At 69.5% G+C, this 20,328-nt stretch carries 19 protein-coding genes and 1 pseudogene; 5 read left to right on the forward strand and 15 right to left on the reverse strand.

Features of this window, described 5'->3' with window-relative positions; all coding sequences use genetic code 11:
* Nucleotides 1–372 precede the first annotated feature (372 nt).
* Both DK389_RS21205 and DK389_RS21210 read left to right on the forward strand, forming a co-directional pair.
* The gene (locus DK389_RS21205) at nt 373–849 is read left to right on the forward strand and encodes a DUF411 domain-containing protein (protein ID WP_109892564.1); all 477 of its coding nucleotides are present in this window, start codon (nt 373–375) and stop codon (nt 847–849) included.
* Nucleotides 850–906: 57 nt separating this feature from the next.
* On the forward strand, nt 907–1,347 hold the full coding sequence (locus tag DK389_RS21210; RefSeq protein WP_109892566.1) for a hypothetical protein: 441 nt from the start codon (nt 907–909) through the stop codon (nt 1,345–1,347).
* 102 nt (nt 1,348–1,449) lie between these two features.
* Here the strand turns inward: DK389_RS21210 and DK389_RS21215 are convergent, their stop codons facing one another.
* From DK389_RS21215 to DK389_RS21225, 4 genes are all read right to left on the reverse strand, one after another.
* Complete coding sequence (locus tag DK389_RS21215; RefSeq protein ID WP_109892568.1) at nt 1,450–1,959, reverse strand: hypothetical protein; 510 nt, start codon at nt 1,957–1,959, stop codon at nt 1,450–1,452.
* Between the two features lie 64 nt (nt 1,960–2,023).
* Complete coding sequence (locus DK389_RS34415; RefSeq protein ID WP_236961025.1) at nt 2,024–2,335, reverse strand: hypothetical protein; 312 nt, start codon at nt 2,333–2,335, stop codon at nt 2,024–2,026.
* On the reverse strand, nt 2,218–2,958 hold the full coding sequence (locus tag DK389_RS21220; RefSeq protein ID WP_236961026.1) for a toll/interleukin-1 receptor domain-containing protein: 741 nt from the start codon (nt 2,956–2,958) through the stop codon (nt 2,218–2,220). Before DK389_RS21220 ends, DK389_RS34415 begins: the two co-directional genes overlap by 118 nt.
* 519 nt (nt 2,959–3,477) lie before the next feature.
* Nucleotides 3,478–3,726, reverse strand: a complete 249-nt coding sequence (locus tag DK389_RS21225; RefSeq protein WP_109892570.1) for a hypothetical protein — start codon at nt 3,724–3,726, stop codon at nt 3,478–3,480.
* 1,342 nt (nt 3,727–5,068) lie between these two features.
* On the opposite strand from DK389_RS21225, the gene DK389_RS21230 reads away from it, so the two are divergent.
* Nucleotides 5,069–6,412 carry an IS1380-like element ISMpo3 family transposase gene (locus DK389_RS21230; RefSeq protein ID WP_109892572.1) on the forward strand — a complete coding sequence of 448 codons (1,344 nt, stop codon included), beginning with the start codon at nt 5,069–5,071 and terminating at the stop codon, nt 6,410–6,412.
* A 150-nt stretch (nt 6,413–6,562) separates the two neighbouring features.
* On the opposite strand, the gene DK389_RS21235 is transcribed toward DK389_RS21230, so the two are convergent.
* From DK389_RS21235 to DK389_RS21255, 5 genes and pseudogenes are all read right to left on the reverse strand, one after another.
* A complete protein-coding gene (locus tag DK389_RS21235) occupies nt 6,563–6,913 on the reverse strand; it encodes a hypothetical protein (protein ID WP_109892574.1) in 351 nt (116 codons plus the stop codon).
* 84 nt (nt 6,914–6,997) lie between these two features.
* Nucleotides 6,998–7,444, reverse strand: a complete 447-nt coding sequence (locus tag DK389_RS21240; protein ID WP_236960218.1) for a threonyl-trna synthetase — start codon at nt 7,442–7,444, stop codon at nt 6,998–7,000.
* A 131-nt stretch (nt 7,445–7,575) separates the two neighbouring features.
* Nucleotides 7,576–10,829 (reverse strand): annotated as a pseudogene (locus DK389_RS21245) (efflux RND transporter permease subunit).
* Between the two features lie 11 nt (nt 10,830–10,840).
* Nucleotides 10,841–12,202 carry an efflux RND transporter periplasmic adaptor subunit gene (locus DK389_RS21250; protein ID WP_109892576.1) on the reverse strand — a complete coding sequence of 454 codons (1,362 nt, stop codon included), beginning with the start codon at nt 12,200–12,202 and terminating at the stop codon, nt 10,841–10,843.
* Nucleotides 12,203–12,335: 133 nt separating this feature from the next.
* Nucleotides 12,336–12,653 carry a hypothetical protein gene (locus DK389_RS21255; protein ID WP_335645488.1) on the reverse strand — a complete coding sequence of 106 codons (318 nt, stop codon included), beginning with the start codon at nt 12,651–12,653 and terminating at the stop codon, nt 12,336–12,338.
* Nucleotides 12,654–13,011: 358 nt separating this feature from the next.
* Here DK389_RS21255 and DK389_RS21260 point away from each other — a divergent pair, with 358 nt between their 5' ends.
* Complete coding sequence (locus DK389_RS21260) at nt 13,012–13,254, forward strand: hypothetical protein (protein WP_109892580.1); 243 nt, start codon at nt 13,012–13,014, stop codon at nt 13,252–13,254.
* 174 nt (nt 13,255–13,428) lie between these two features.
* A complete protein-coding gene (locus DK389_RS21265) occupies nt 13,429–13,671 on the forward strand; it encodes a hypothetical protein (RefSeq protein WP_109892582.1) in 243 nt (80 codons plus the stop codon).
* Nucleotides 13,672–13,869: 198 nt separating this feature from the next.
* Here the strand turns inward: DK389_RS21265 and DK389_RS21270 are convergent, their stop codons facing one another.
* The 6 genes from DK389_RS21270 to DK389_RS21295 form a co-directional block, all read right to left on the reverse strand.
* Nucleotides 13,870–14,124, reverse strand: coding sequence for a hypothetical protein (locus DK389_RS21270; RefSeq protein WP_109892584.1), 255 nt, complete (start codon nt 14,122–14,124; stop codon nt 13,870–13,872).
* Nucleotides 14,125–14,220: 96 nt separating this feature from the next.
* A complete protein-coding gene (locus DK389_RS21275; protein ID WP_109892586.1) occupies nt 14,221–15,555 on the reverse strand; it encodes an ATP-binding protein in 1,335 nt (444 codons plus the stop codon).
* Nucleotides 15,552–16,298, reverse strand: coding sequence for a response regulator transcription factor (locus DK389_RS21280; RefSeq protein ID WP_418291958.1), 747 nt, complete (start codon nt 16,296–16,298; stop codon nt 15,552–15,554). Before DK389_RS21280 ends, DK389_RS21275 begins: the two co-directional genes overlap by 4 nt.
* Before the next feature lie 17 nt (nt 16,299–16,315).
* A complete protein-coding gene (locus DK389_RS21285) occupies nt 16,316–17,002 on the reverse strand; it encodes a ZIP family metal transporter (RefSeq protein WP_109892588.1) in 687 nt (228 codons plus the stop codon).
* Between the two features lie 7 nt (nt 17,003–17,009).
* The gene (locus DK389_RS21290; protein WP_109892590.1) at nt 17,010–17,984 is read right to left on the reverse strand and encodes a cation diffusion facilitator family transporter; all 975 of its coding nucleotides are present in this window, start codon (nt 17,982–17,984) and stop codon (nt 17,010–17,012) included.
* A 149-nt stretch (nt 17,985–18,133) separates the two neighbouring features.
* Nucleotides 18,134–20,323 (reverse strand): heavy metal translocating P-type ATPase, encoded by a 2,190-nt coding sequence (locus DK389_RS21295; protein ID WP_418291959.1) that lies wholly within the window; start codon nt 20,321–20,323, stop codon nt 18,134–18,136.
* Nucleotides 20,324–20,328 lie beyond the last annotated feature (5 nt).

A 20,328-nucleotide genomic window follows, 5' to 3' on the forward strand; every position in this document is an offset into this window, starting at 1 on the left:
AGTGCCCGGAAAGTCACCGCCGGCCCTGCCAACCCGACAGCACGGACAAGCGCGCTCCGGTCCTCTCGTGGTGCCCTCGCGCCCAGGGACCGCGACGCCTTCCTGGCAGGTAGCGTCGGACATCACGTCCTTGACCGACTTCCGGTTCGGCAGCGTGTTGGACCGGCGCGATCTCGCAGGGGACGTCGACGGACCCTCTGGCGCGGACCATCGGCCGAGACAAACCGGGCGGCCTCGGCGTTCCATCCCGGTGGCCGCCGCGCGTCGTCGCAGCCGAGGGACCCGGGTACCTTGCCGGCAGGCAAGCGCACCTTACGCAGATAAGGACCGGTCGCTACGGTATGCGCGACCGGTCACCTCCGGAGGTTGGACATGAACGAACAGTCTTGGCCGTCACGGCGAACCGTGGTCCTGGGCTTGGCGGCCGCGGCCGCCGGTGGGCGTGCCTCACTGGCGGAGCCCCTGCCCGACGTGGCGGTCACGAAGGACCCGGGTTGCGGCTGCTGCGAGGCTTGGGTGGCGCACTTGCGCAAGGAGGGCTTCACGGTTCGCGTCACGGAGGCCGCCGTGAATCCCGTCAAGGTTCGCCTCGGCGTGCCGCGGGAGCTCGCCTCCTGCCACACGGCCCAAGTCGGCGGCTACGTGATCGAGGGGCACGTGCCTGCCGCGGCCATTCAACGGCTGCTCGCGCAGCGGCCCTCCGGCACGGGCCTCGCCGTTCCCGGCATGCCGGTCGGCTCGCCCGGCATGGAGGTCGCCGGCGTCGAACCGGCGACCTACGACGTCATCCTGTTCGGACCCGCCGGACGGAGTACGTTCGCGCGTTTCCGCGGGGACCGAGCCGTCTAGGGGCAAAGGGCGGGGAAACGGGCGGGGCCGTTCCGGCCTGGGAGGGGAAACCACTCGATGTTCGACGTCGATCAGAACGAAGCCGCCTTCACCTTCGACCTGGACGAGGAGGACGAACTCGTGACCTACGGGGTGGGTCCGTGCATCGCGATTGCCGTCGTCAACCAAACCCAGGCATGGGCCGGCCTCTGCCACTACGACAACGTCCACCACAGGACGCCGGACCTTCGCGGGTTCCTGTCTGCGGCAAGGCAGGCATGCGAGCCCGGCGACGCCGTCGAGGTCTGGTTCGGGGGCGGCGACAACACCGATCCCGAGACAGCCGACGAGGTGAACCGGGCGCGCGAGGCCGCCCAAGCAGCCGTGCAGGCGTACTTCCCCTTGACCCAACAGCCGTTGTGGCTGGATGCCGGAGGTGCCTACACCGTCATCGTCAGCGCGACCTCGGCCGACATCGCATTCGAGCTTGCGCCCGACGATTGGTCCACGGGACAGTAGGAAGGCTTCGAACGGGCACGGCCGTCGAGGCTCCCGGCCTCGTCCCACGACCGCAGGTCCCGCCCGACGATGCCCTTCGGGGTCGCACGTGGCCGCAGGGTCTCAGGCCGCCCCCGCCAGCAGTGCCTCCGCGAACAAGGGCGCGAATGCCGCGACCTCCTCGTACGACACGCCCCTGTCGAACTGGCGGAGACATTCCTGGTGAGCGGCCAAAAAGCTTGCCGGTGCCACGAGAATGACCTCGAAGTCGCTGTAGTTCAGCCAGCGCGGATCGTTCGCCTTGAAGGCGGCGCGTCGCCGGTAATTGACCGCCTGCCGGAGCGGGAGGACACCGTGCGGGGGCTTGTTCTCGACGTGAATCCCGAACCGCCCCTCGTCCCCGGAGTCGAACACGGCGAAGATATCGGTCTCGCCCTGGCTGCCGTCCGGCAGGCTGCACCACCAGTGTTTCCACCAATGCCTGGCCTTCCGGGCCGCGGCTTGCTCGCCGTGCAGCAGGCGCGCGCTCATGGCATGTCTGGCGAAGCGTCCTCCGGACAGCAGCCAGGCCTGGAAGGCGGCCGAGTCCCTCAGGGCCTCGGCGAAGGCGTGATCAAGGTCGGCTTCTCGCACGGGCTCGCTCCCTGGACGGTCCTGTGTTGGGGCCGTGACGCCGGTCCGCCGCAACAAGGTCGCGTCAGTCGCCCTGGAGGCGCTCGATCAGAAGGCTCCAGAACACCTCCGCCGCCCCCTCGGAGGTGAGATGGCCGCGCCCGGATCCGCGCAGGTCGGACATGCCCCCCACCTTGAGGTGCAGTCCCTGGTCGTCCGCGCCGGCGCCCAGCATCTCGTTGTAGCTGTTGTCCGGGGCGCGGTCGTCCATCGAGTAGGTCATGCCACGGCCGAACATGCCGCCGAGGACGACCTTCCCACGCGAGACGGCCTTGCCGTCCCGGTACACCACGGCGGTGAAACGGTTGGCATCGATCCGGCGGAAGCTGGTCTCGATGCCGGGATTGCGCCCTTGCAGTTCCTGCAGGGAGTTCTCGAAGAAGCGGGCCATGAACTCGAAAGACTCTTCGAGGAAGCGGTCACGGTCGACCTCGGTGAAGGATTTCTTGAGGCGGAGGTTGCTGGAGCGCGGCCCCGGGGCGGGGGGTGGCGCGTGCGGCGCGGTGCGCCCGGCAGGCGGCTGCGTGATCCGGGCAGCGCCGCCCGGATCTTCTGCACGATGTCGAGGAAGGCTTCGTTCAGGTCCGGCCAGGACGCCACCGGCTTGCCGTCGCGCGGCGCGGCCAGGAGCTTGCCGAACGGGGCCGAGTGCCAGTCGCAATGGTGCAGGATCACGGGGATGACCCGGGCGCTGCCCTCGCCGTGGCGCTCCAGAGCGCGCCGCATCTCGATGTCGTAGCAGTAATCGGATGCAAGGAAATCGGGCGAGACCAGCAGGAGGATCACGTCGGCGCGTTCGAGCTCCCGGTGGATGCCGCCCCCGAACTCGTCGCCCGCGATGAGGCGGCGGTCGTGCCAGGCCTCGATGGCGCCCTGCCGCTTGAGCATCGTGAGATGGACCTCAAGCCGGTCGCGGAGATCTTCGTCCCTGTGCGAATACGAGAAGAACACGGTCGCCATGCGCAGCCCCCCATCGACCGACCGGGCCGGTGAGCCCACCTGCGTCTGCGCGCACGCGCTCGGGCACCCGGCCACGCGGCGAAGGCGGGCCCGCGACCGTGCGGAACCCTGGCCTCGCCTCAGGGACGGCAACTCGCCCGTTCCGCATCCGTTCCGGCCAGGCTCGCGCGGCGCCCGATCCGGCCCATGGCGGGCAGGGGGCCGGGAGCCCGGCACGCCGACCCGTCATCGTGTCGCAGCCCCGTGCCGGCCGCCGTCGGGACGGCTGGCCCGGGTCGTCACGTTCCCATCCGGCATTGTTCGGCTGGTTTGCTTCCGGCGACGCCCGTGCCGGGACTGGCGGGGGCGGTCGACGCCAGGACGTCGCAACAAGGACGTGGATGCGGATGCCTGATCCGGATCGGCGCCACCGCGAGGCCTCGGCCGAGGCGGGCCTTTCCCTCGCCAGGTGGCCACCCCGCAATCCAAGCGAGCCTGACGCATCCCCAGATGACCCGGGGCCCGGGTGCTCGAACCCGCTCAATCGTCGTCGTGATGGTGGCCGCCGTCGTGTCGCTCGATGACGACCCCATGGTCATGGTCGACGTCGTGGCGGCGATGCTCGATGACGGGATGGTCGTGGTGCCCCTCGATGACGGGCTCGTGGTGGTGGTCATGTCCCGGCCGAACGTCGTCCGGTCCGACCTCGAACGTTTGCGCCAGGCCGGACGCCGCCACAAGCACGACCGAAGCGCCCGCGATCAAGAAAAGTCTCAGCGCCTCGCCCATCCCACAAATCCTTTGTTCTATAACAGTCCAAATGTTCAAGTCTTCACTGGCCGTAGCAGGCGTAGGACGGCCCATGATGGCATGTCCTATGGTCGTGCCGCGTGAAGTGATTGTAGAACCCGCGCTCGTGTCCGAGATGCTCGCACTCATGATAGGAGTAGACGCATCCCAGAAAGACGGGGCGGTAGTGCGCCCGGGTCAGGGTACCGCGAGCCTCTTGGCCGGCTCCTGGATCGAGATAGAGCCCGGCGGAGAAGGCCGATGTGTTCGAGCTCAACCCTGCAGCGGAGTTTGCACTCGGAGCGAGGGCGAACAGGATTGCGGAACCTAGAAGAGCGCGCTTCGTCATCATGCACTCCTGTCTTGGCATGGGTCGGCAGGCGCGGGGATCGCGGCTGGCAAGAGTAACGCGCCGGAGCGGGAAAGGCCTCAAGAACCCCGTGGGGGTACCATAGCGGGCGGGACGGCGCATCGTGGGAGGCCGGCCCGGGCCAGGTCTCCGAAGCGCCCGGACGGCGATGAGGTGATCGCGTGTTTCCGGGCGCGGTCGGTCACCGGCGGATGGAGACAATCACGAGGATCATCCAGAAGAGGACGATCAATCCATAGATGAGGTGAAGGGTACGCGTCGCCCGCGCGAGGACATGCTTCCGCAGGCGGGGACGCCTACCGGCCTCGGATGGCCCCCAGCTCTCCAGCCGGCGTCCCATCTTCTTGCTCATTTTTGCAACTCAATGCCTTGGTAAAGTTTTGCCGTTTTGGAAACTGGGCCTATTGTAAATTGATAACTTGGTTTAAACCATAAACAATGCAAACCATCATCTAAATACTGATCACTCCAAGATTAATACGGGAAAAAATTCTATCAGATATCCCTCTGAGTCTGACGGTGCAGCAAAATCCTCGGAGACATCGTCATGCCCGTCGGTGGGATCCGACCGCTTTCCACAAGCAGCGAGAGACTTCCGCCAGCATCGGATGAGCCTGCCGTGCGGGCCCACATGGACGCCGGTGGCCCCTTTTAACCCCATATGGGTATCGATAGGGTCTCGGCGCCGTTCCTGCAACCAGCTCCCCGGCGCTGCCGCTACGATGGCCCACGCCCGTGAGGACGTGTTGGCTCAGGCGCCGCCGGTCCTGAGGGAGAGCTTGTGGAGGCGCCGTCCCCTCGGCACTTGAAAGGCCCACGACTGGACACGGAAAGGACCTGGCTGTCCTAGCCCGTCTTATTCACGAGGACGGTGGATCTGGGGTGGCGAGCGTAGCATAAAGCATTGATGTAGCTTAGGGATTGGGTGCTGACGCCAAGCCTTCAGATCGCACCGAGCCTGCCACGCCCGCCATGTCCGATCCTACGTGTCTCCCGTTCGCGTTTCCATCCGTTCGGGGCAAGAAGCTCACAGCCGCCTTCGATGGCGGACGCCTGACCTCGGATGGCGGCGTCCTGCTGCTCGCCCAGGCCGCCCGGCGGTTGGACATTGCCGACAAGCTCGCTGCTGTGATCCCGGACCGTCGTGACCCCAGCCGGGTTCTGCATCCGTTGCCCGAGATCCTGCTGGCGCGCATCCTGGCGATTGCCTGCGGGTATGAGGATGCGGACGACCTCGACCACCTGCGCGCCGACCCCGCCTTCAAGCTCGCCTGCGGCCGCCTGCCCGAGAGCGGGCACGACCTGATGAGCCAGCCCACCGTCTCGCGGCTGGAGAACACGCCGGGTCTGCGCGACCTCATCCGGCTCGGGCGGGTGCTGGTCGACCTCTACTGCGCCAGCTACCCCGTCCCGCCCGACGCCGTCACCCTGGACATCGACGACACGTGCGACGTGGTGCACGGCCAGCAGCAACTGTCGCTGTTCAACGCCCATCACGATGAGCGCTGCTTTCTGCCGATCCACGTCTACGACACCGCCACCAGCCGCCCGGTCGCGATGATCCTGCGGCCGGGCAAGACGCCCTCGGGCCGCGAAGTGCGTGGACATCTGCGCCGCCTCGTCCGGGCGATCCGCCGCCACTGGCCCAACACCGCGATCACCATCCGGGGCGACGGCCACTACGGCCGGCCCGAGGCAATGGACTGGTGCGAGGACAACCGCGTCGCTTACGTCTTCGGTTTGACCGGCACCAAAGCGCTGGCGGCCAAGGTGGAACAGACGGCCGATCACATCAGAGTTGTGCGAGCCATCGACAACGAGGATGCGGTGCGGGGCTTTGCCGAGACCACGCACGCGGCCAAATCCTGGCGGCAAGAGCGGCGCGTCGCCGCCCGTATCGAGGCGACCCGGCTCGGCCTCGACATCCGCTATGTCGTCACAAACATCACGACCGGCACGCCGGAATGGCTCTATGCCGACCTGTACTGTGCCCGCGGACAGGCCGAGAACCTGATCAAGCTGCACAAGAGCCAGCTCGCCTCCGACCGTACCTCGTGCCGGCATCCCGCCGCCAACCAGATGCGGCTCGTCCTGCACACGGCGGCCTACTGGCTGATGCTGAGCGTGCGTGAGGCCATCCCGAAGGCGCACCGCCTCGCCACGGCCGAGTTCGCCACGCTCCGGCTGCGCCTCCTGAAGCTTGGCGCCCGCATCCGCGAGACCGCCAGCCGGGTTCGCCTCGCCTTCGCCGCCGCCTGTCCTGAGGCCGACCTACTGAGCCATCTCGCGACCACGCTCGCCCCAGCACCTGGCTAAACCAAGGGGCCGTGATGCCCCACAAACCCGCTCCCGTCCCTCCAGTGCTGACAGAACGATCCAGGTCCACACGCGTCAGAACAGACGCCCGATCCCGCGCGCCATCAGCCCAAAACACGCCGCAAGCCACTGCCCGGTGAATAAGACGGGCTAGGTCTTCGGCCCGCGCAGGCGATGATAGAGGGCGCGTGCTGCGTCCATGTAGTCCTGGTCCGGCTTCTCGGCACAGAACGACCGCAGGAAATCGGCTTGGCTCTCCAGCGGAACTGAGGGCGGCGAGAGGTCCAGGCCCTCGTCGACGCCGGGCGGCGCCCGCATCAGCGCCCCGCTCATGAAGCCCTGCGCCCAGGCGAAGTAGTCTCGCTCAATCAACGGGCTTCCGACAATTTCCTTGTTGAACCGGTCGCAGGTACTAGCGCCGAGGCCGACGATCTTGACCGTTTCCGCCCGTGCGGGGCCTGCGACTGCGATGGTGAAGGCGATGGCTAGGCATCTCAGCATCGGAGCTTTCCCATGTCCGTCGACGTTCAGATCGACCGTCCCGGCCGAAGCATCGTGTCTGCGCCCGGCGTCGGGCGGCTATCGTTACCTTGGCGCAGGCCCGGCTGGGTCGAGCAGCGATGTGGTATGCAGGCTCGCCCGGTGCCCCGTCGCGGCGACGTGCGCGTCGGAGCAACGCTCATACCGGTCGCCGGTCGAGATCATGATCAGCCGCTTCTGGTCGCCGGAGACCGAACGGAGCGCCAGGAGCGTTCGGCCTCCCGGCCAGACCACGGTGTCAGGTCGCGGATCGTCCTGCGGCAAGCCGTAGCGCTCGACGCCTTCACGGTAGATCGCCCCGTACCGGCTTGCGACCTCGGCTTCCGGGAAGGATTGACTGACCCAGATCACCTGCTGCAGCCCCTCGTCCTGGCAAACCTCAAGGACGACCTCCTGGGTCATGCTACCCGCCGCGAGGGGACGGTCGTGGAAGTAGAACAGGGCGGTGATGTTGCCCTCGCGGTCGACCATGGAGGGGCGAGGAACGGCCATCATGGGTCCCCATGACAGTCCGAACGGAGCGTCCTGCGCCCGCAGGGCCGCTGGCGTACTCGCCGACAGCATCGCTCCGACGAGCGATGGCCAAAACATCCTCATGGTTTGACCCTCCCAGAACATCCAGCTTATTCCGCCGCCTCTCCGAGCGGTGCAGCGGACGCCTCCTTGACCGGCCTCCCGCTCGTGATCGGAACCTCCTTGCCGCCGAAGCGCGCGTAGAGGGCCGGTAGGACCACGAGGGTGAGCAGGGTCGCGCTGATCAGGCCGCCGATGACCACGGTCGCGAGCGGTCGCTGCACCTCGGCGCCCGTCTCGGTCGCGAGCGCCATCGGCACGAACCCGAGTGAGGCCACGAGCGCGGTCATCGCCACCGGCCGCAGCCGGGTCATCGCGCCCTCCAGAATCGCCTCGCGCTTCGGCCGCCCTTCGGCGATGAGCTGCTTGATGAAGGTCAGCATCACGAGGCCGTTCAGCACCGCCACGCCCGAGAGCGCGATGAACCCGACCGCCGCCGGCACCGAGACCGGCATGCCGCGCAGCCAAAGGGCGAAGATGCCGCCGGTGAGCGCCAGCGGCACCGCACTGAACACGAGCATCGCGTCGCGGGGTGAGCCGAGCGCCGAGTACAGCAGCAGAAAGATCAGGAAGAAGCACACCGGCACCACGATCATGAGGCGTCGCTTCGCCGAGGCGAGGTTCTCGAACTGCCCGCCCCAGGTCACGTAGTAGCCGGGGGGAAGTCGCACCTGGGTGCCGACCTTTCCTTGAGCCTCCGCCACGAGCGAGCCGATATCGCGCCCGCGCACGTTGGCGGTGACCACCACGCGGCGCTTGCCGTTCTCGCGCGAGATCTGGTTCGGCCCCTCCGTCACCGAGAAGCCCGCCACCTGCTTCAGCAAGACCGAGGTCGCCCGGCCGTTCGGTCCGGGTGGCAACGGTACCGGGATGTTCTCCAGCGCTTCCCGATCCTCGCGCACCTTGTCGGTCAGGCGGACGACGATGGGGAAGCGCCGGTCGCCCTCGAAGACGATTCCGGCGTCCTTGCCGCCAATGGCCGCGCCGATGACCTCCTGGATGGCCCGGTGCTCAAGCCCAGCCGCGCCGCCTCGGCCTTGTTGATCTTGATTTCCAGGAACGGCAGGCCCGCCGTCTGCTCGACCTTGACGTCCTCCGCCCCGTTGATGCCGCGCAGCACCGCCGCGACCTGGTTCGCCGCCTTGAGCATCGGCTCGAACTCCTCGCCGAACACCTTCACGGCCAGGTCGCCGCGGGTGCCCGCCAGAAGCTCGTTGAACCGGAGCTGGATCGGCTGGGAAAACTCGTAGACGTTGCCGGCGAGCTCAGCCACGGCCTTCTCGATCTGCTCCTGCAACTCCGCCTTGCCCAGGGACGGGTCCGGCCATTCCTCTTGGGGTTTGAGGATGACGAAGGTGTCGGACGAGTTCGGCGGCATCGGGTCCGAGGCGACCTCGGCCGTCCCCGTCTTCGAGAAGACGTAGGCGACCTGCGGGAACTTCGAGACCGCCTGCTCCACCTTGAGCTGCATGGCCTGCGACTGCGACAGCGAGGTCGAGGGGATCCGCGTCGCGTTCAGCGCGATGCTCTTCTCGTCGAGCTGCGGGATGAACTCGGTGCCGAGCCGCGTGAACAGCACGGCGGCGCCGACGAGGAGCAGGAGCGCCCCGCCGACGAAGGCGAAGGGCGCCCGCACCGCCGCGCCCAGCACTGGCTGGTAGGCCGCCTTGAGCCCGCGGATGATGAGGTTGTCCGTCTCGGTGACCTTCCCGGTGATGACGATGGCGATGAGGGCCGGCACGAAGGTGAGGGAGAGGACGAAGGCGGAGACGAGCGCGATGATGACGGTGAGCGCCATCGGCTCGAACATCTTCCCCTCCACTCCGGTGAAGGTGAGGAGTGGCACGTAGACCAGGATGATGATGGCTTGCCCGTAAAGGGACGGCTTGATCATCTCCTCGGCCGAGGCCCGCACGGTGGCGAGGCGCTCCTCGGTGTCGAGGGGGCGACCGAGACTTTGCTGCTTCTCGGCGAGATGGCGGAGCGCGTTCTCGGTGATGATGACCGCCCCGTCGACGATCAGGCCGAAGTCGAGCGCGCCCAGGCTCATCAGGTTGGCCGAGATCCCCGCCTCGACCATGCCGGTCATGGTCATCAGCATGGCGACCGGGATGACCAGCGCCGTGATGACGGCCGCTCGGATGTTGCCGAGCAGCAGGAACAGGATGACGATGACCAGGGCCGCCCCCTCGGCGAGGTTCTTGGCCACCGTCTTGATGGTCGCCTCGACGAGCAGCGTCCGGTTGAGGACCGTCTGCACCTCGACGCCCGGCGGAAGGGACTTGCGAATCTGGTTCATGCGCGCGTCGACCGCAGCGGCGACCGTGCGGCTGTTCTCGCCGATCAGCATCAGGGCGGTGCCGACGACGACCTCCTGTCCGTCCTCGCTGCCCGAGCCCGTGCGCAGGTCGCGCCCGATCCGGACCTCGGCGAGGTCCTTGACCCGCACCGGCACCCCGCCGCGCGTCGTGACGAGGACGTTCTCGATCTCCTCCATGCTCTCCAGGCGACCGGCCGCTCGCACGACGTAGCCCTCGCCGTTGTCCTCCAGGTAGCGCGCGCCCTGGTTGGCGTTGTTGGCCTCCAGGGCCCGGGCGACGTCGCCGAAGGACAGGTCGAGGGAGGCGAGCTTCGTCGGGTCGGGCTGGACGTGGTACTGCTTCTCGAAGCCGCCGATACCATCGACGCCGGCCACGCCCGGCACGGTCTTGATCTGGGGCCTGATGATCCAGTCCTGCACCGTGCGGAGATACGCGGTCTGCTCCAACTGGGTGCGCAGGCGCTGGCCCTCCGGCGTCAGGTAGCTGCCGTCCGGCTGCCAGCCCGCCTTGCCGGCGGCCGAGACCGTCCGCTCGCCCGGCTTCGCGTAGTGGATCGACCACATGTAGATCTCGCCGAGACCGGTCGAAATCGGGCCCATGTGGGGCTCCGCCCCGGGCGGCAGGTCCTGTTTCGCCTGGGACAGGCGCTCGGCGACCTGCTGGCGGGCGAAATAGATGTCGAGTTTTTCCGCGAAGACGGCGGTGACCTGCGAGAAGCCGTTGCGCGAGAGCGAGCGGGTGTATTCCAGCCCCTTGATGCCGGCGAGCGCGGTCTCGACCGGGTAGGTGACCTGCTTCTCGATGTCGACCGGCGAGAGCGAGGGCGCGGTCGTGTTGATCTGAACCTGGTTGTTGGTGATGTCGGGGACCGCGTCGACGGGGAGCTTGGTCAGCGCATAGACGCCGAAACCGGCCGCCAGCAGCGCCAGGAGCAGCACCAGCCAGCGCTGGTGGACCGAGAAGTCGAGGATGCGGGAGATCATGCCGATTCTCCTCAATGATCGTGGTCGGCTTCGCTCTTCCCGAGCTCGGCCTTGAGGAGGAAGGTGTTGGCGACCGCGATTTCCTCGCCTGGCCTCAGGCCCGAGACGACCTCGAAAGCGTCGTCGTCGGAGCGTCCGAGCTCGACCTCGCGCTTCTCGAAGCCCTCCTCGGTGCGCGCGAAGACGACGCGCTTGCCCTCGACGGTCTGCAGGGCGGCCTTCGGGATCCGCACGCCGACGGCGTCCTGCGCGATCTCGACCTCGGCGGTGACGTAGGTGCCGGGGCGCCAGGCCATATCCTTGTTCGGAAGTGCCACGACGACCCGGGCGGCGCGGGTGTCCGCATTGAGGAGGGGGCTGACGAAGATCACCTTGCCCCGCTCGTGGCGCTCGCCGCCCTCCTGGCTGGGCGTGACGGTGACGCCGGCACCTTCCTTGACCTTGGCGAGTTCGGAGGTCGGGACCGAGAGCTCGATCCAGACGGTCGAGAGGTCGGCGACCGTGTAGAGGTCGGAGGGGTCGCCCTCCTTGCCCACCGCCGTGCCGACATCGACCTTGCGCTCGACGATCCGCCCGGTGAGCGGGGAGCGCAGCTCGTACTGACGCAGGGTCGAGGTGTTCGGGGTGGTCTCGTCCTGCTTGGCGAGCTTCGCCACCTCCGCCGCGTTCAGCCCGAGCGCCGAGAGCTTCTGCCGGGCGAGGTCCTGGCGCAGGCTCGCCTCCGAGTAGACGGCCTTGGCATTCAGGAAGGCCGACTCGGCCGAGATGCGCTTGTCCCAGAGGGCCTGCTGCCGGTCGAAGTTCGTCTTCTCCAACTCGGCTTTCACCGAGGCGGTGAGGTAATCGCTCTTCGCGTCGGCGACCTCGCGGCTGTCGAGGACGGCCACGACCTCTCCCTTCCTCACGTCGTCGCCCAGGCGCTTGCGCATCTCGGCCACGGTGCCGACGACCCGGGCCGGGACGCGCGCGATCCGGTCGGTGTCGGGCGTGATGGTGCCTGGCACGAGGATGTGGCGGGACAAGGTGCCGCCCTCGGCCTTCACGACCGAGATGTCCTGGTTCCGGACCTGCTCGGCGGTCATCCTGACGTGACCTTCCTCGTCCTCCGCCTCGGAGGGGGGGTGCTCGACGTGGCCGTCGCCGGGCTTGGCCGCGGGCTTGACCGCGGGCTTGCCGTGGTCATTGCCGTCCCCTTCGGCATGGCTGGCCCCCGCCGCCGGCCTGCCGGCTTCGGGGCCCGCGGCGAAGGTAATCAGGGATGGCGGCAGCCCGGCTGTGGTGAGTGTCGTCCGGACGAAGCCGGTGACGGCGGGGGCGGCGACGCCGATGGCGATGCCGACGGCCAGGACGGCCGCGAGGATGAAGAGACGCATGGGGGACCGTTCGGCCGGGACGACGGACGGCCTCGCTGGGCGGTCACGTTCGGTCCCATAGGTTCAGACGAAGCAACGGGCCCGGCGCCGGGTGGGGCGGCCGGGCGGATGCGCCCAGGGGCGCGGGGTCACCTCACGCGCGGGGCGGTCGTGCCAAACGGTCGGGGACGACGGAGGCGAGCGCCTCGGCGAAGCACAAGTAGACCGGGCGCGGAACGTCGGGCGCGGGTGCGACCGGGTCGGCCTGCAAGGTCGCCAGCTGGTGGCAGCCGCAATGGACATGGCAGGTTAGGCCCGGGTCGACGGCCTCACCCAGCGCGGCAGCATCCACGGTGGCCATCTCGGTCCGACCGTGGTGGCGGCCCGAATGGAAGGCCAAATCCTCGGCGAGCCCGGCGGTCGGGGCGACGACGGCCAAGGCCAGGACGAGCGCGAGCATGCGGGCGGCCACCACCCACCAGCCTCGCTTCGCCCAACGGCGCTTATGCCGACCGCCAAAGTCCATCGTCGCCCTTATGTGCGATTCAGGTCCGCCGGCACAAGCCGTCGCCCGACATGCTTGAACCTGCCCTGAACATCGCCCCCGGTCCAATGGGCCGGATTCACCTTGCGATAGCGCGGCGTCTATCCGGACCTGCCAAATCGCACTCCGGCTCGCACCTGTCAGCCGCCGACGGTGACACGGTTCGATCCAGTCACGTTCAGCGGAAAGAGAAATTGCATCAGCACGGATACCGACCAGAAAAAGTCCGGATCTGTTTCGCGGCAGCGCGCGTTTGCGCCGCAACCTCGAATTCAGGAGACCCCCGATGAGGATCACGATCGCCGCCCTGGCCGCCTCGGCCGCCCTGGCCCTCGCCCCCGCCGCCGCGCTGGCGCAGCACGTGGACGTCGGCCCGGGTGGGGTGTCGGTGCATGGCGAACATCATCACGACGACGTCGAGCACACGCACACCACCGTCGAGGAGCATCATCGCGACCGCCCGGTCGTGCATGAGGATCACCACGATGACCATCACGAGAAGACCGTGGTCGAAGAGCACCGGCACTAATCGCTGCGCGCCTGACCAGGGGCCGTCGCGAGGGTGACCGTACCCCGCGGCGGCCCCTTCGCTTATCCGGAGGGCGCGGTCGCGAGCCCCGAGGCTTCCTGAACGGCGCCTTCAGGACGCGTTCAACGGCGGCGTCGCACCCTGGCGCGCTCCGAGATCCGAGAGGAGACATCGATGAGACGGCACCTTGCAGGCTTGATGGCGGCGGCCATCGCTCTCGCGCCGGCGGCGGCATCGGCCCAATATTACGAGTACGGCCCGGGCGTCCGGAGACCTCACGAACACGTAGATGTCTATCGGCACGGCGACCACGACGACGTGGTGGTCCGGCGCCATCACGGCCATCACGACGAGTACGACCGTCCTGCGGCCTTCGAGCGCCGCGGGCACCATCACCATCACGACTTCGACGATTGAGGCAGGAGACCCGCCCCGGCCGCAATGGCCCGGGCCGGGCCGGTCAGAGTACGGCGAGGGGCGGGACCGCACCGCGACCGGCTGTGGTGGAAGGGGCGTCCGCCTCGCCCGCCATGGCGTAGCCGATGCCGGCGGAGAGACGCGCGAAAACCACCGGTGACGGCAGCATCCGCATCACGGCGCCCTCCCGCGATGGCCTTACTTCCCGTCGTGGCCGTGGCCGTGGGCATGGCCGTCGTTCGCGCGGTGCGCCGGCTTGCCGTCCTTCCCGGCTTCCTCGGCCTCGCGCACCCGCGGGTCGTCGCGGTGGGTCGGGCCGCCCGAGACGTTGCCCGTGTTCGGGACCGTCCGTTCCGGGTTCGAGGCGTTGCCGTGCCCGTCCACGGCGAGCGCGGGGGCCGCGGCCGCGGCCAGGATCCCTGCGGCAAGTACGATGGCCGGCATGCGTGTCATCGGTCTGTCTTCCTTCTCCCGGCGGCCGAAGCCGCATCGAAGGACGAGATAGCCAAACCTTTTGTCTCCCGTTCGCCGCGTTCGTGACGAAGTGTGTCAGCCCCTGGGGCCAACCCTGGGCAGGCGGACCTCGGCCCGCAAGCCGCCCTCGGGCCTGGGGGCCAAGCCGAGCGTGCCGCCCTCGGCCTCGATGGCCCGCCGGGCTATGGTCAGGCCGAGGCCGGTCCCACCCGTGTTGCGGCTGCGTGAGCCCTCAAGCCGGGCGAACGGCTCGAAGGCGCGGGGCACGTCCTCTGGGTCGATGCCGGGGCCGTCGTCATCGACCTGCACGACCAGCTCGGCCTCCTCGATGCCCAGGCCGACGCGCACCCGTGAGCCGTAGCGCACCCCATTGTCGACGAGGTTCTCCAAGGCACGCCTGAACGCCACGGGCCGGACCGTCGCGAGCGCTCGGCCCGGTCCCTGATACGCGACGTCCCGACCCGCGTCCGCCGAGGCGTCGCAGACGCCCATCAGGACGCTGGCGACGTTCGTGACCTGCCGCGCCTCCGGGTCGGCATCGCCGCGCAGGTAGGCCAGCGTCGCGTCGACCATGGCCTGCATCTCGTCGAGGTCGTCGGCCATGGCGCGGCGCTCCTCGGCGTCGCCGACCCGGTCGAGGCGCAGGCGGAGCCGCGCGATGGGCGTGCGCAGGTCGTGCGAGACGGCCGCCAGCGCCTGCGTCCGCTCCGCGACCAGCGCGTGGATGCGCGTCTGCATCGCGTTGAGCGCCCGGCCGATCCCGCGCGTCTCGTCCGGGCCGACCTCGGGAACGCTCACGACCATGCCCTGTCCGATCCGGCTGGTGGCGCGGGTCAGCGCGCGCAGGGGTCCCGCGATCCGGTGCATCAGGACGACGGCGGCCACACCGACGAGGACGGCCATGGCCGTCGCCAGGAATGCCCAGGGAGCAATACGAACCAGGCCCGGTGCGTGGGCGGACCGGAAGGTCAGGACGCTACCGTCCGGAAGCGGGGAGGTCCCGCGCAGGTCCTGTTGGTGGAGCGGCTCGTCCGGCGCCGCAAGTGCGAGGTCGAGACCCGGGCCGAGAACCGGTTCGAGTTCGAGGAGGCGGTCGCGCAAGTCGCGGAGCTCGGGGTCGGTGCCCTCGCCCCCGGCAACCGGTGCCTCCCGGTCCCAACCGATCTCGAAGTGAGCCGACGAAAGCGCCTTGGCCTCTGTGCCGCGTGCGTCCGGCGGGCGTCGCAGGACGGACTCACGCGCCAGGACGAGCTGGCGGGCGACCTCCGTGGCGAACGCCTCGTCGGCTGCGACCGCGGCCGAGCGGCGGTAGAGCATCAGGGCCCCGCCATGGACCGCGAGGACAGCCAGCAGCAGGACGGCGACCGTGCGGCCCTCCAGGCTTCGGGCGAGGCCGACCAGACCCCTCATGCCCGGTCGACCTTGGCGCCCAGTATGTAGCCCGAGCCGCGCACCGTCTTGACGAGGGGCGTTGCGCCCTCGGGCGGTTCGAGCTTGCGTCCCAGTCGGCTGACGAGGGTGTCGACGCTGCGGTCGGACGGCGCGGCGAGGCGGCCGCGGCTCATCTCCAGGATCTGCTCGCGGCCGAGCACGCGCCCGGGATGCTCCAAAAAGACGAGGAGCAGGTCGTACTCCGCGCCTGATAGGTCGACGGCGGCCCCCTGCGGATCGGTCAATGCGCGGCTGCGCAGGTCGAGCCGCCAGCCCGAGAAGGCGAGTGTCTCCGGCCACGCCGTCGCGGTCGGGGTCGGCGCGACGGCGGCGCGGCGCAGCACCGCGCGGATGCGGGCCAGGAGCTCCGGCCGCCCGAACGGCTTGCCGACGTAATCGTCGGCCCCGAGTTCGAGGCCGAGCACCCGGTCGGCCTCCTCGGCGCGGGCGCTGAGTATGATGACGGGGACGGTGCCCTTCGCCCTGATCGCTCGCAACAGGTCGAGCCCCGAGGTCCCAGGCAGCATGACGTCGAGGAGGATGAGGTCGACGCCGCCCCCGGGCAGCAGGCGCCACATCTCCGCCCCGCTCCGGCAGCCGGTGACGCGGTAGCCGCTCTCGCGCAGCGCGCGGCCGACGAGCATGCGCATGCCGTCGTCATCCTCGACGAGGAGGATGTGCGTCTCGCGCGAAGGCGGGCTCGCTCCGTCGATGCAATCCAAGGCTTCGGCCTCCCCCCTCAGCCGACCAACTCGTCGAGCAGCAACAGCAGCAGGAAGCCTGCGAAGAACATCGCGGTCACCCAGGGCCGATCCTCGGTCTCGTGCGCCTCGACGAGCAACTCCTCCGTGACGAGATAGAGGAGGGCAATGAGGCCGAAGGCGAGGAAGCCGGCTTGGACGGTGGCGGGTAGGGAACCGACGGGCCCGCCGAGCAAGGCCCCGAGCGGCAGCAGCAGCACGAGGGCCGCGGTGAGGCCAACCACCTTGCGCTTCGACGCGCCGCCCTCGCCGAGCTCGTTCGCGACGGTCAGGCCCAGGAACAGCACCTCGATGGTCAGAGCCACCGTGAGCAGGATGCCGGCCTTGGCACCGGCCGCGAAGGCGATGCCGAGGACGAGGCCGTCGACCAGGATGTCGATGCCGGTGACGGACATCAGCCCGACCGGCCCTTTCACGCGGGTCTCCAGCTCCCGTACCAGCAGCATCGCCGCGACGCCGAGCGCGCCGCCAACGAGCGTGGCCCAGGGCGATCCGGCATGCTTGAGGTCGGGCAGGATCTCGCCCGCGGCCGCCGCGAAGACGACGCCGGCGGCGAAGTGCTGGATGGCACTGACCAGGACGGGACCGGGTCGAAGGTTGACGGCTACCGCCGCGCCGATGATGGCGGCCGCGGCGGGGATCAAGGTGTAGGGCCAGGCTTGCATGCCGGCCTCAGACCACGTGCTCGGGTGCGAGCGCGCAGGCGGCGGCCTCGCTCGTCTCGACCTGCAGGGTCACGTGGCCTATGCCGAAGCGCTCCCGCATCTCGCGCGCCGCCCGCATCAGGAAGGCGTCGCCTGGGGCGCCTCCCGGCATGACGAGGTGGGCCGTGAGGGCGACCTCCGTGGTGCTCATGGGCCAGATGTGCAGGTCGTGGATGGCGGCGACGCCGGCCAGGTCCTCCAGGTGGCGGCGCACCGCTGCCGGGTCGAGGCCGGGCGGCACCGCGGCGAGCGACATCCGCACGCTGTCGCGTAGCAGGCCCCCCGTGCTCCAGACGATGACGGCCACGATGCAGAGGCTGACCACCGGATCGAGCCATGTCCAGCCGGTGTAGAGGATCACGAGGCCGGCGACGACGACACCGGCCGAGACCGCGGCGTCGGCGGCCATGTGCAGGAACGCGCCCTTGATGTTGATGTCGCCCTTCCGACCTGAGGCGAAGAGCCAGGCGGTGGCGCCGTTGATCAGGATGCCGATGGCGGCGACGATCATCACCGTCTTGCCGGCGACGGGGGCGGGCTCGGCGAAGCGCTGGACCGCCTCCCAGGCGATGGCCCCGACCGCGACCAGCAGGAACACGGCGTTGAACAGGGCCGCCAAGATCGAGGAGCCCTTCATGCCGTACGTATAGTGCGATGTCGGGGCCCGTTTGGACAGGATGATCGCGACCCAGGCCACGATGAGGCCGAGCACGTCCGAGAGATTGTGTCCGGCATCCGCCAAGAGGGCCACCGAGTTGCCGAGCACGCCATACGTTGCCTCCACGATGACGAAGCCGACGTTCAGCGCGATGCCGATGGCGAACGCGCGGCCGAAGCTCGCCGGGGCGTGGACGTGCCCCGGCCCGTGCTGGTGGCCACCGGGTTCGTGATCGTGGCCCGCATGGTCGTGGTCGGGGCCGGCGTGGCTGTCGTGCGGCGTCATGGCTCTTACGGTATCCTTGTTGGCTCGGCTCGACGGCTTGCCCGGCGCAACGTTCGGCTCCGGCATCCTGCCGGTCGGGGCTACGGTCCGCGGCACGGTGCGGTGTTCACGGGTGTGCCCGGAGCCGCGTGCGAGGGGCGCGTGCAGGCTCAGATTCGGGCCTTCAGGAGGCGGAGCGCATTCGCGGTCACGAGCACCGTCGCCCCGGTATCGGCCAGAATGGCCGGCCACAGGCCGGTGAGGCCGGCGACCGTGGTCACGAGGAAGACCGCCTTCAGGCCCATCGCCAGGGCGATGTTCTGCCGGATGTTGCGCATCGTCCTGCGCGACAGGTCGACCATGCGGGCGACGTCGCGAACCCGTCCGTGAAGGACGGCGGCATCCGCTGTCTCAAGGGCCACATCCGTGCCGCCACCCATGGCAATGCCGACGTCCGCCGCGGCGAGCGCCGGGGCGTCGTTGATGCCGTCACCCACCTTCGCCACGATCTCGCCGGCACCCTGGAGCTGCCGGACGATGCTCTGCTTGTCCTCGGGCAGGAGCTCGGCGCGGGCCTCGATCCCCAACGCTCCGGCAACGGCGTTCGCCGTACGTTGGTTGTCGCCCGTGACCATCATGGCGCGTACGCCCGCGGCGGCGAGCGCGTCGATGCCGGCGCGGGCGTCGGGCCGCACTTCGTCGCGCATGGCGAGCAGCCCGGCCGCCGTGCCGTCGGCCAGGAGCACCGAGACGGTCTTGCCCTCCGCGTTCAAGGCGGCGGCGCGGGCTTCGAGCTCGGGTGTGGGCGGTACCCGCCCCGCGGTTGCACGGGGCGAGCCGAGGAAGAGCTCGACGCCCCCGACGCGGCCGGTGACGCCCTGGCCGCCGACGGACCGCGCGCCTGCGGCCGGGGGGATGGGAACCCCGGCGTCCGCCGCCCTCGCCAGGATGGCCTTGGCGAGCGGGTGGGCGGAGCCCGTCTCCAGGGCCGCCGCAAGGGAAAGCACCTCCCGTTCCGACCGACCGAGCGGGACCACGTCCGTGACCCGGGGACGACCCTCGGTCAGGGTCCCGGTCTTGTCGAAGGCGGCGACCGTCACCCGACCGAGGTTTTCCAGGGCCGCGCCGCCCTTGATCAGCAGCCCGCGCCGGGCCCCCACGGAGAGGCCGGCAGCGATGGCTGCCGGGGTCGAGATCACCAGGGCGCAGGGACAGCCGACGAGGAGGAGTGCCAAGCCCCTGTAGACCCACTCCGCCCATGGGGCGCCGAGGAGAAGCGGCGGCAGGACCGCCACCGCGGCGGCGACCGCGACCACGCCGGGCGTGTAGGAGCGGGCGAATCGGTCGATGATCCGCTCGGTGGGGGCCTTGGCTTCCTGGGCCTCCTCGACGAGGCGCACCACGCGGGCGATGGTGTTGTCCTGCGCGGTGGCCGTGGCGCGGATCCGAAGGGCCCCGTCGCCGTTGATGGTGCCCGCGAAGACCGTGTCGCCCCGGGCCTTCGGCTTCGGGACGCTCTCCCCGGTCACGGGGGCCTCGTCCACTGCGCCCTCGCCATCCGTCACGACGCCATCCGCCGGGATGCGGTCGCCGGGACGAACCAACACGGTCGCGCCGACCTGAAGGGCGCCCGCGGGCACCTCCTCGACGCGACCGTCCGTCTCCAGCAGGGCCGTCCTTGGTACCAGCCTCGACAGATCGTTGATCGAGGCGCGGGCGCGCCCGGCGGCAACGCCCTCCAGGAGCTCGCCGACGAGGAACAGGAACACGACCGTGGCGGCCTCCTCGGTCGCGCCGATGATCACGGCGCCGACGGCCGCCACGGTCATCAGCGTCTCGATGGAGAACGGCGTTCCGAACCGGGCCGCGGCCACGGCGCGCCGCGCGACGGGCACGAGGCCGACGGCGAGCGCGGCGAGGAAGGCGTAATGCCCACCCGCGGGTGCGACCCGCCCGACCGCGTACGCCACCGCGAGGGCGGCACCGCAGGCGAGGGTCAGGAGCCCGCGCCCGCTGCGCCACCAAGGGATCTCGTCGGAGCCGACCGCCCGGCCAGCCCGGTCGGCGCTCTGGGCGCCGTGCGCGGACGACGCGGCGCCTGCGTCCGACACCGCGTAGCCGAGCGAGGCCACGACCGCGGAGAGGGTGGCGCGGCTCACCGTGCCCGTGTGCGCGACGGTCACCGTTCGCGCGGGCACGGAGACCGCCACGTCCTCGACGCCGGGCAGCCGGCGGATGGCGGTCTCGATCTTGGCCCCGCAGGACGCGCAATCCATGCCGGCGACGCGTAGCCGGGTCGGTGGCACGTCGGATCCCCGGGGCTCCGGGACCTCATCGGGATTGCGAAGCAGCGTATCCATCCTGC

Origin of the sequence: Methylobacterium durans, from assembly GCF_003173715.1 — a bacterium.
Taxonomy (GTDB): domain Bacteria; phylum Pseudomonadota; class Alphaproteobacteria; order Rhizobiales; family Beijerinckiaceae; genus Methylobacterium; species Methylobacterium durans.

Bases quoted from the DNA above. Each gene is read 5' to 3' on its own strand.
- DK389_RS21205 (WP_109892564.1), top strand. From the start codon at position 373: ATGAACGAACAGTCTTGGCCGTCACGGCGAACCGTGGTCCTGGGCTTG.
- DK389_RS21210 (WP_109892566.1), top strand. From the start codon at position 907: ATGTTCGACGTCGATCAGAACGAAGCCGCCTTCACCTTCGACCTGGAC.
- DK389_RS21220 (WP_236961026.1), bottom strand. From the start codon at position 2,958: ATGGCGACCGTGTTCTTCTCGTATTCGCACAGGGACGAAGATCTCCGC.
- DK389_RS21225 (WP_109892570.1), bottom strand. From the start codon at position 3,726: ATGGGCGAGGCGCTGAGACTTTTCTTGATCGCGGGCGCTTCGGTCGTG.
- DK389_RS21230 (WP_109892572.1), top strand. From the start codon at position 5,069: ATGTCCGATCCTACGTGTCTCCCGTTCGCGTTTCCATCCGTTCGGGGC.
- DK389_RS21235 (WP_109892574.1), bottom strand. From the start codon at position 6,913: ATGCTGAGATGCCTAGCCATCGCCTTCACCATCGCAGTCGCAGGCCCC.
- DK389_RS21240 (WP_236960218.1), bottom strand. From the start codon at position 7,444: ATGGCCGTTCCTCGCCCCTCCATGGTCGACCGCGAGGGCAACATCACC.
- DK389_RS21250 (WP_109892576.1), bottom strand. From the start codon at position 12,202: ATGCGTCTCTTCATCCTCGCGGCCGTCCTGGCCGTCGGCATCGCCATC.
- DK389_RS21260 (WP_109892580.1), top strand. From the start codon at position 13,012: ATGAGGATCACGATCGCCGCCCTGGCCGCCTCGGCCGCCCTGGCCCTC.
- DK389_RS21265 (WP_109892582.1), top strand. From the start codon at position 13,429: ATGAGACGGCACCTTGCAGGCTTGATGGCGGCGGCCATCGCTCTCGCG.
- DK389_RS21270 (WP_109892584.1), bottom strand. From the start codon at position 14,124: ATGACACGCATGCCGGCCATCGTACTTGCCGCAGGGATCCTGGCCGCG.
- DK389_RS21275 (WP_109892586.1), bottom strand. From the start codon at position 15,555: ATGAGGGGTCTGGTCGGCCTCGCCCGAAGCCTGGAGGGCCGCACGGTC.
- DK389_RS21285 (WP_109892588.1), bottom strand. From the start codon at position 17,002: ATGCAAGCCTGGCCCTACACCTTGATCCCCGCCGCGGCCGCCATCATC.
- DK389_RS21290 (WP_109892590.1), bottom strand. From the start codon at position 17,984: ATGACGCCGCACGACAGCCACGCCGGCCCCGACCACGACCATGCGGGC.
- DK389_RS21295 (WP_418291959.1), bottom strand. From the start codon at position 20,323: ATGGATACGCTGCTTCGCAATCCCGATGAGGTCCCGGAGCCCCGGGGA.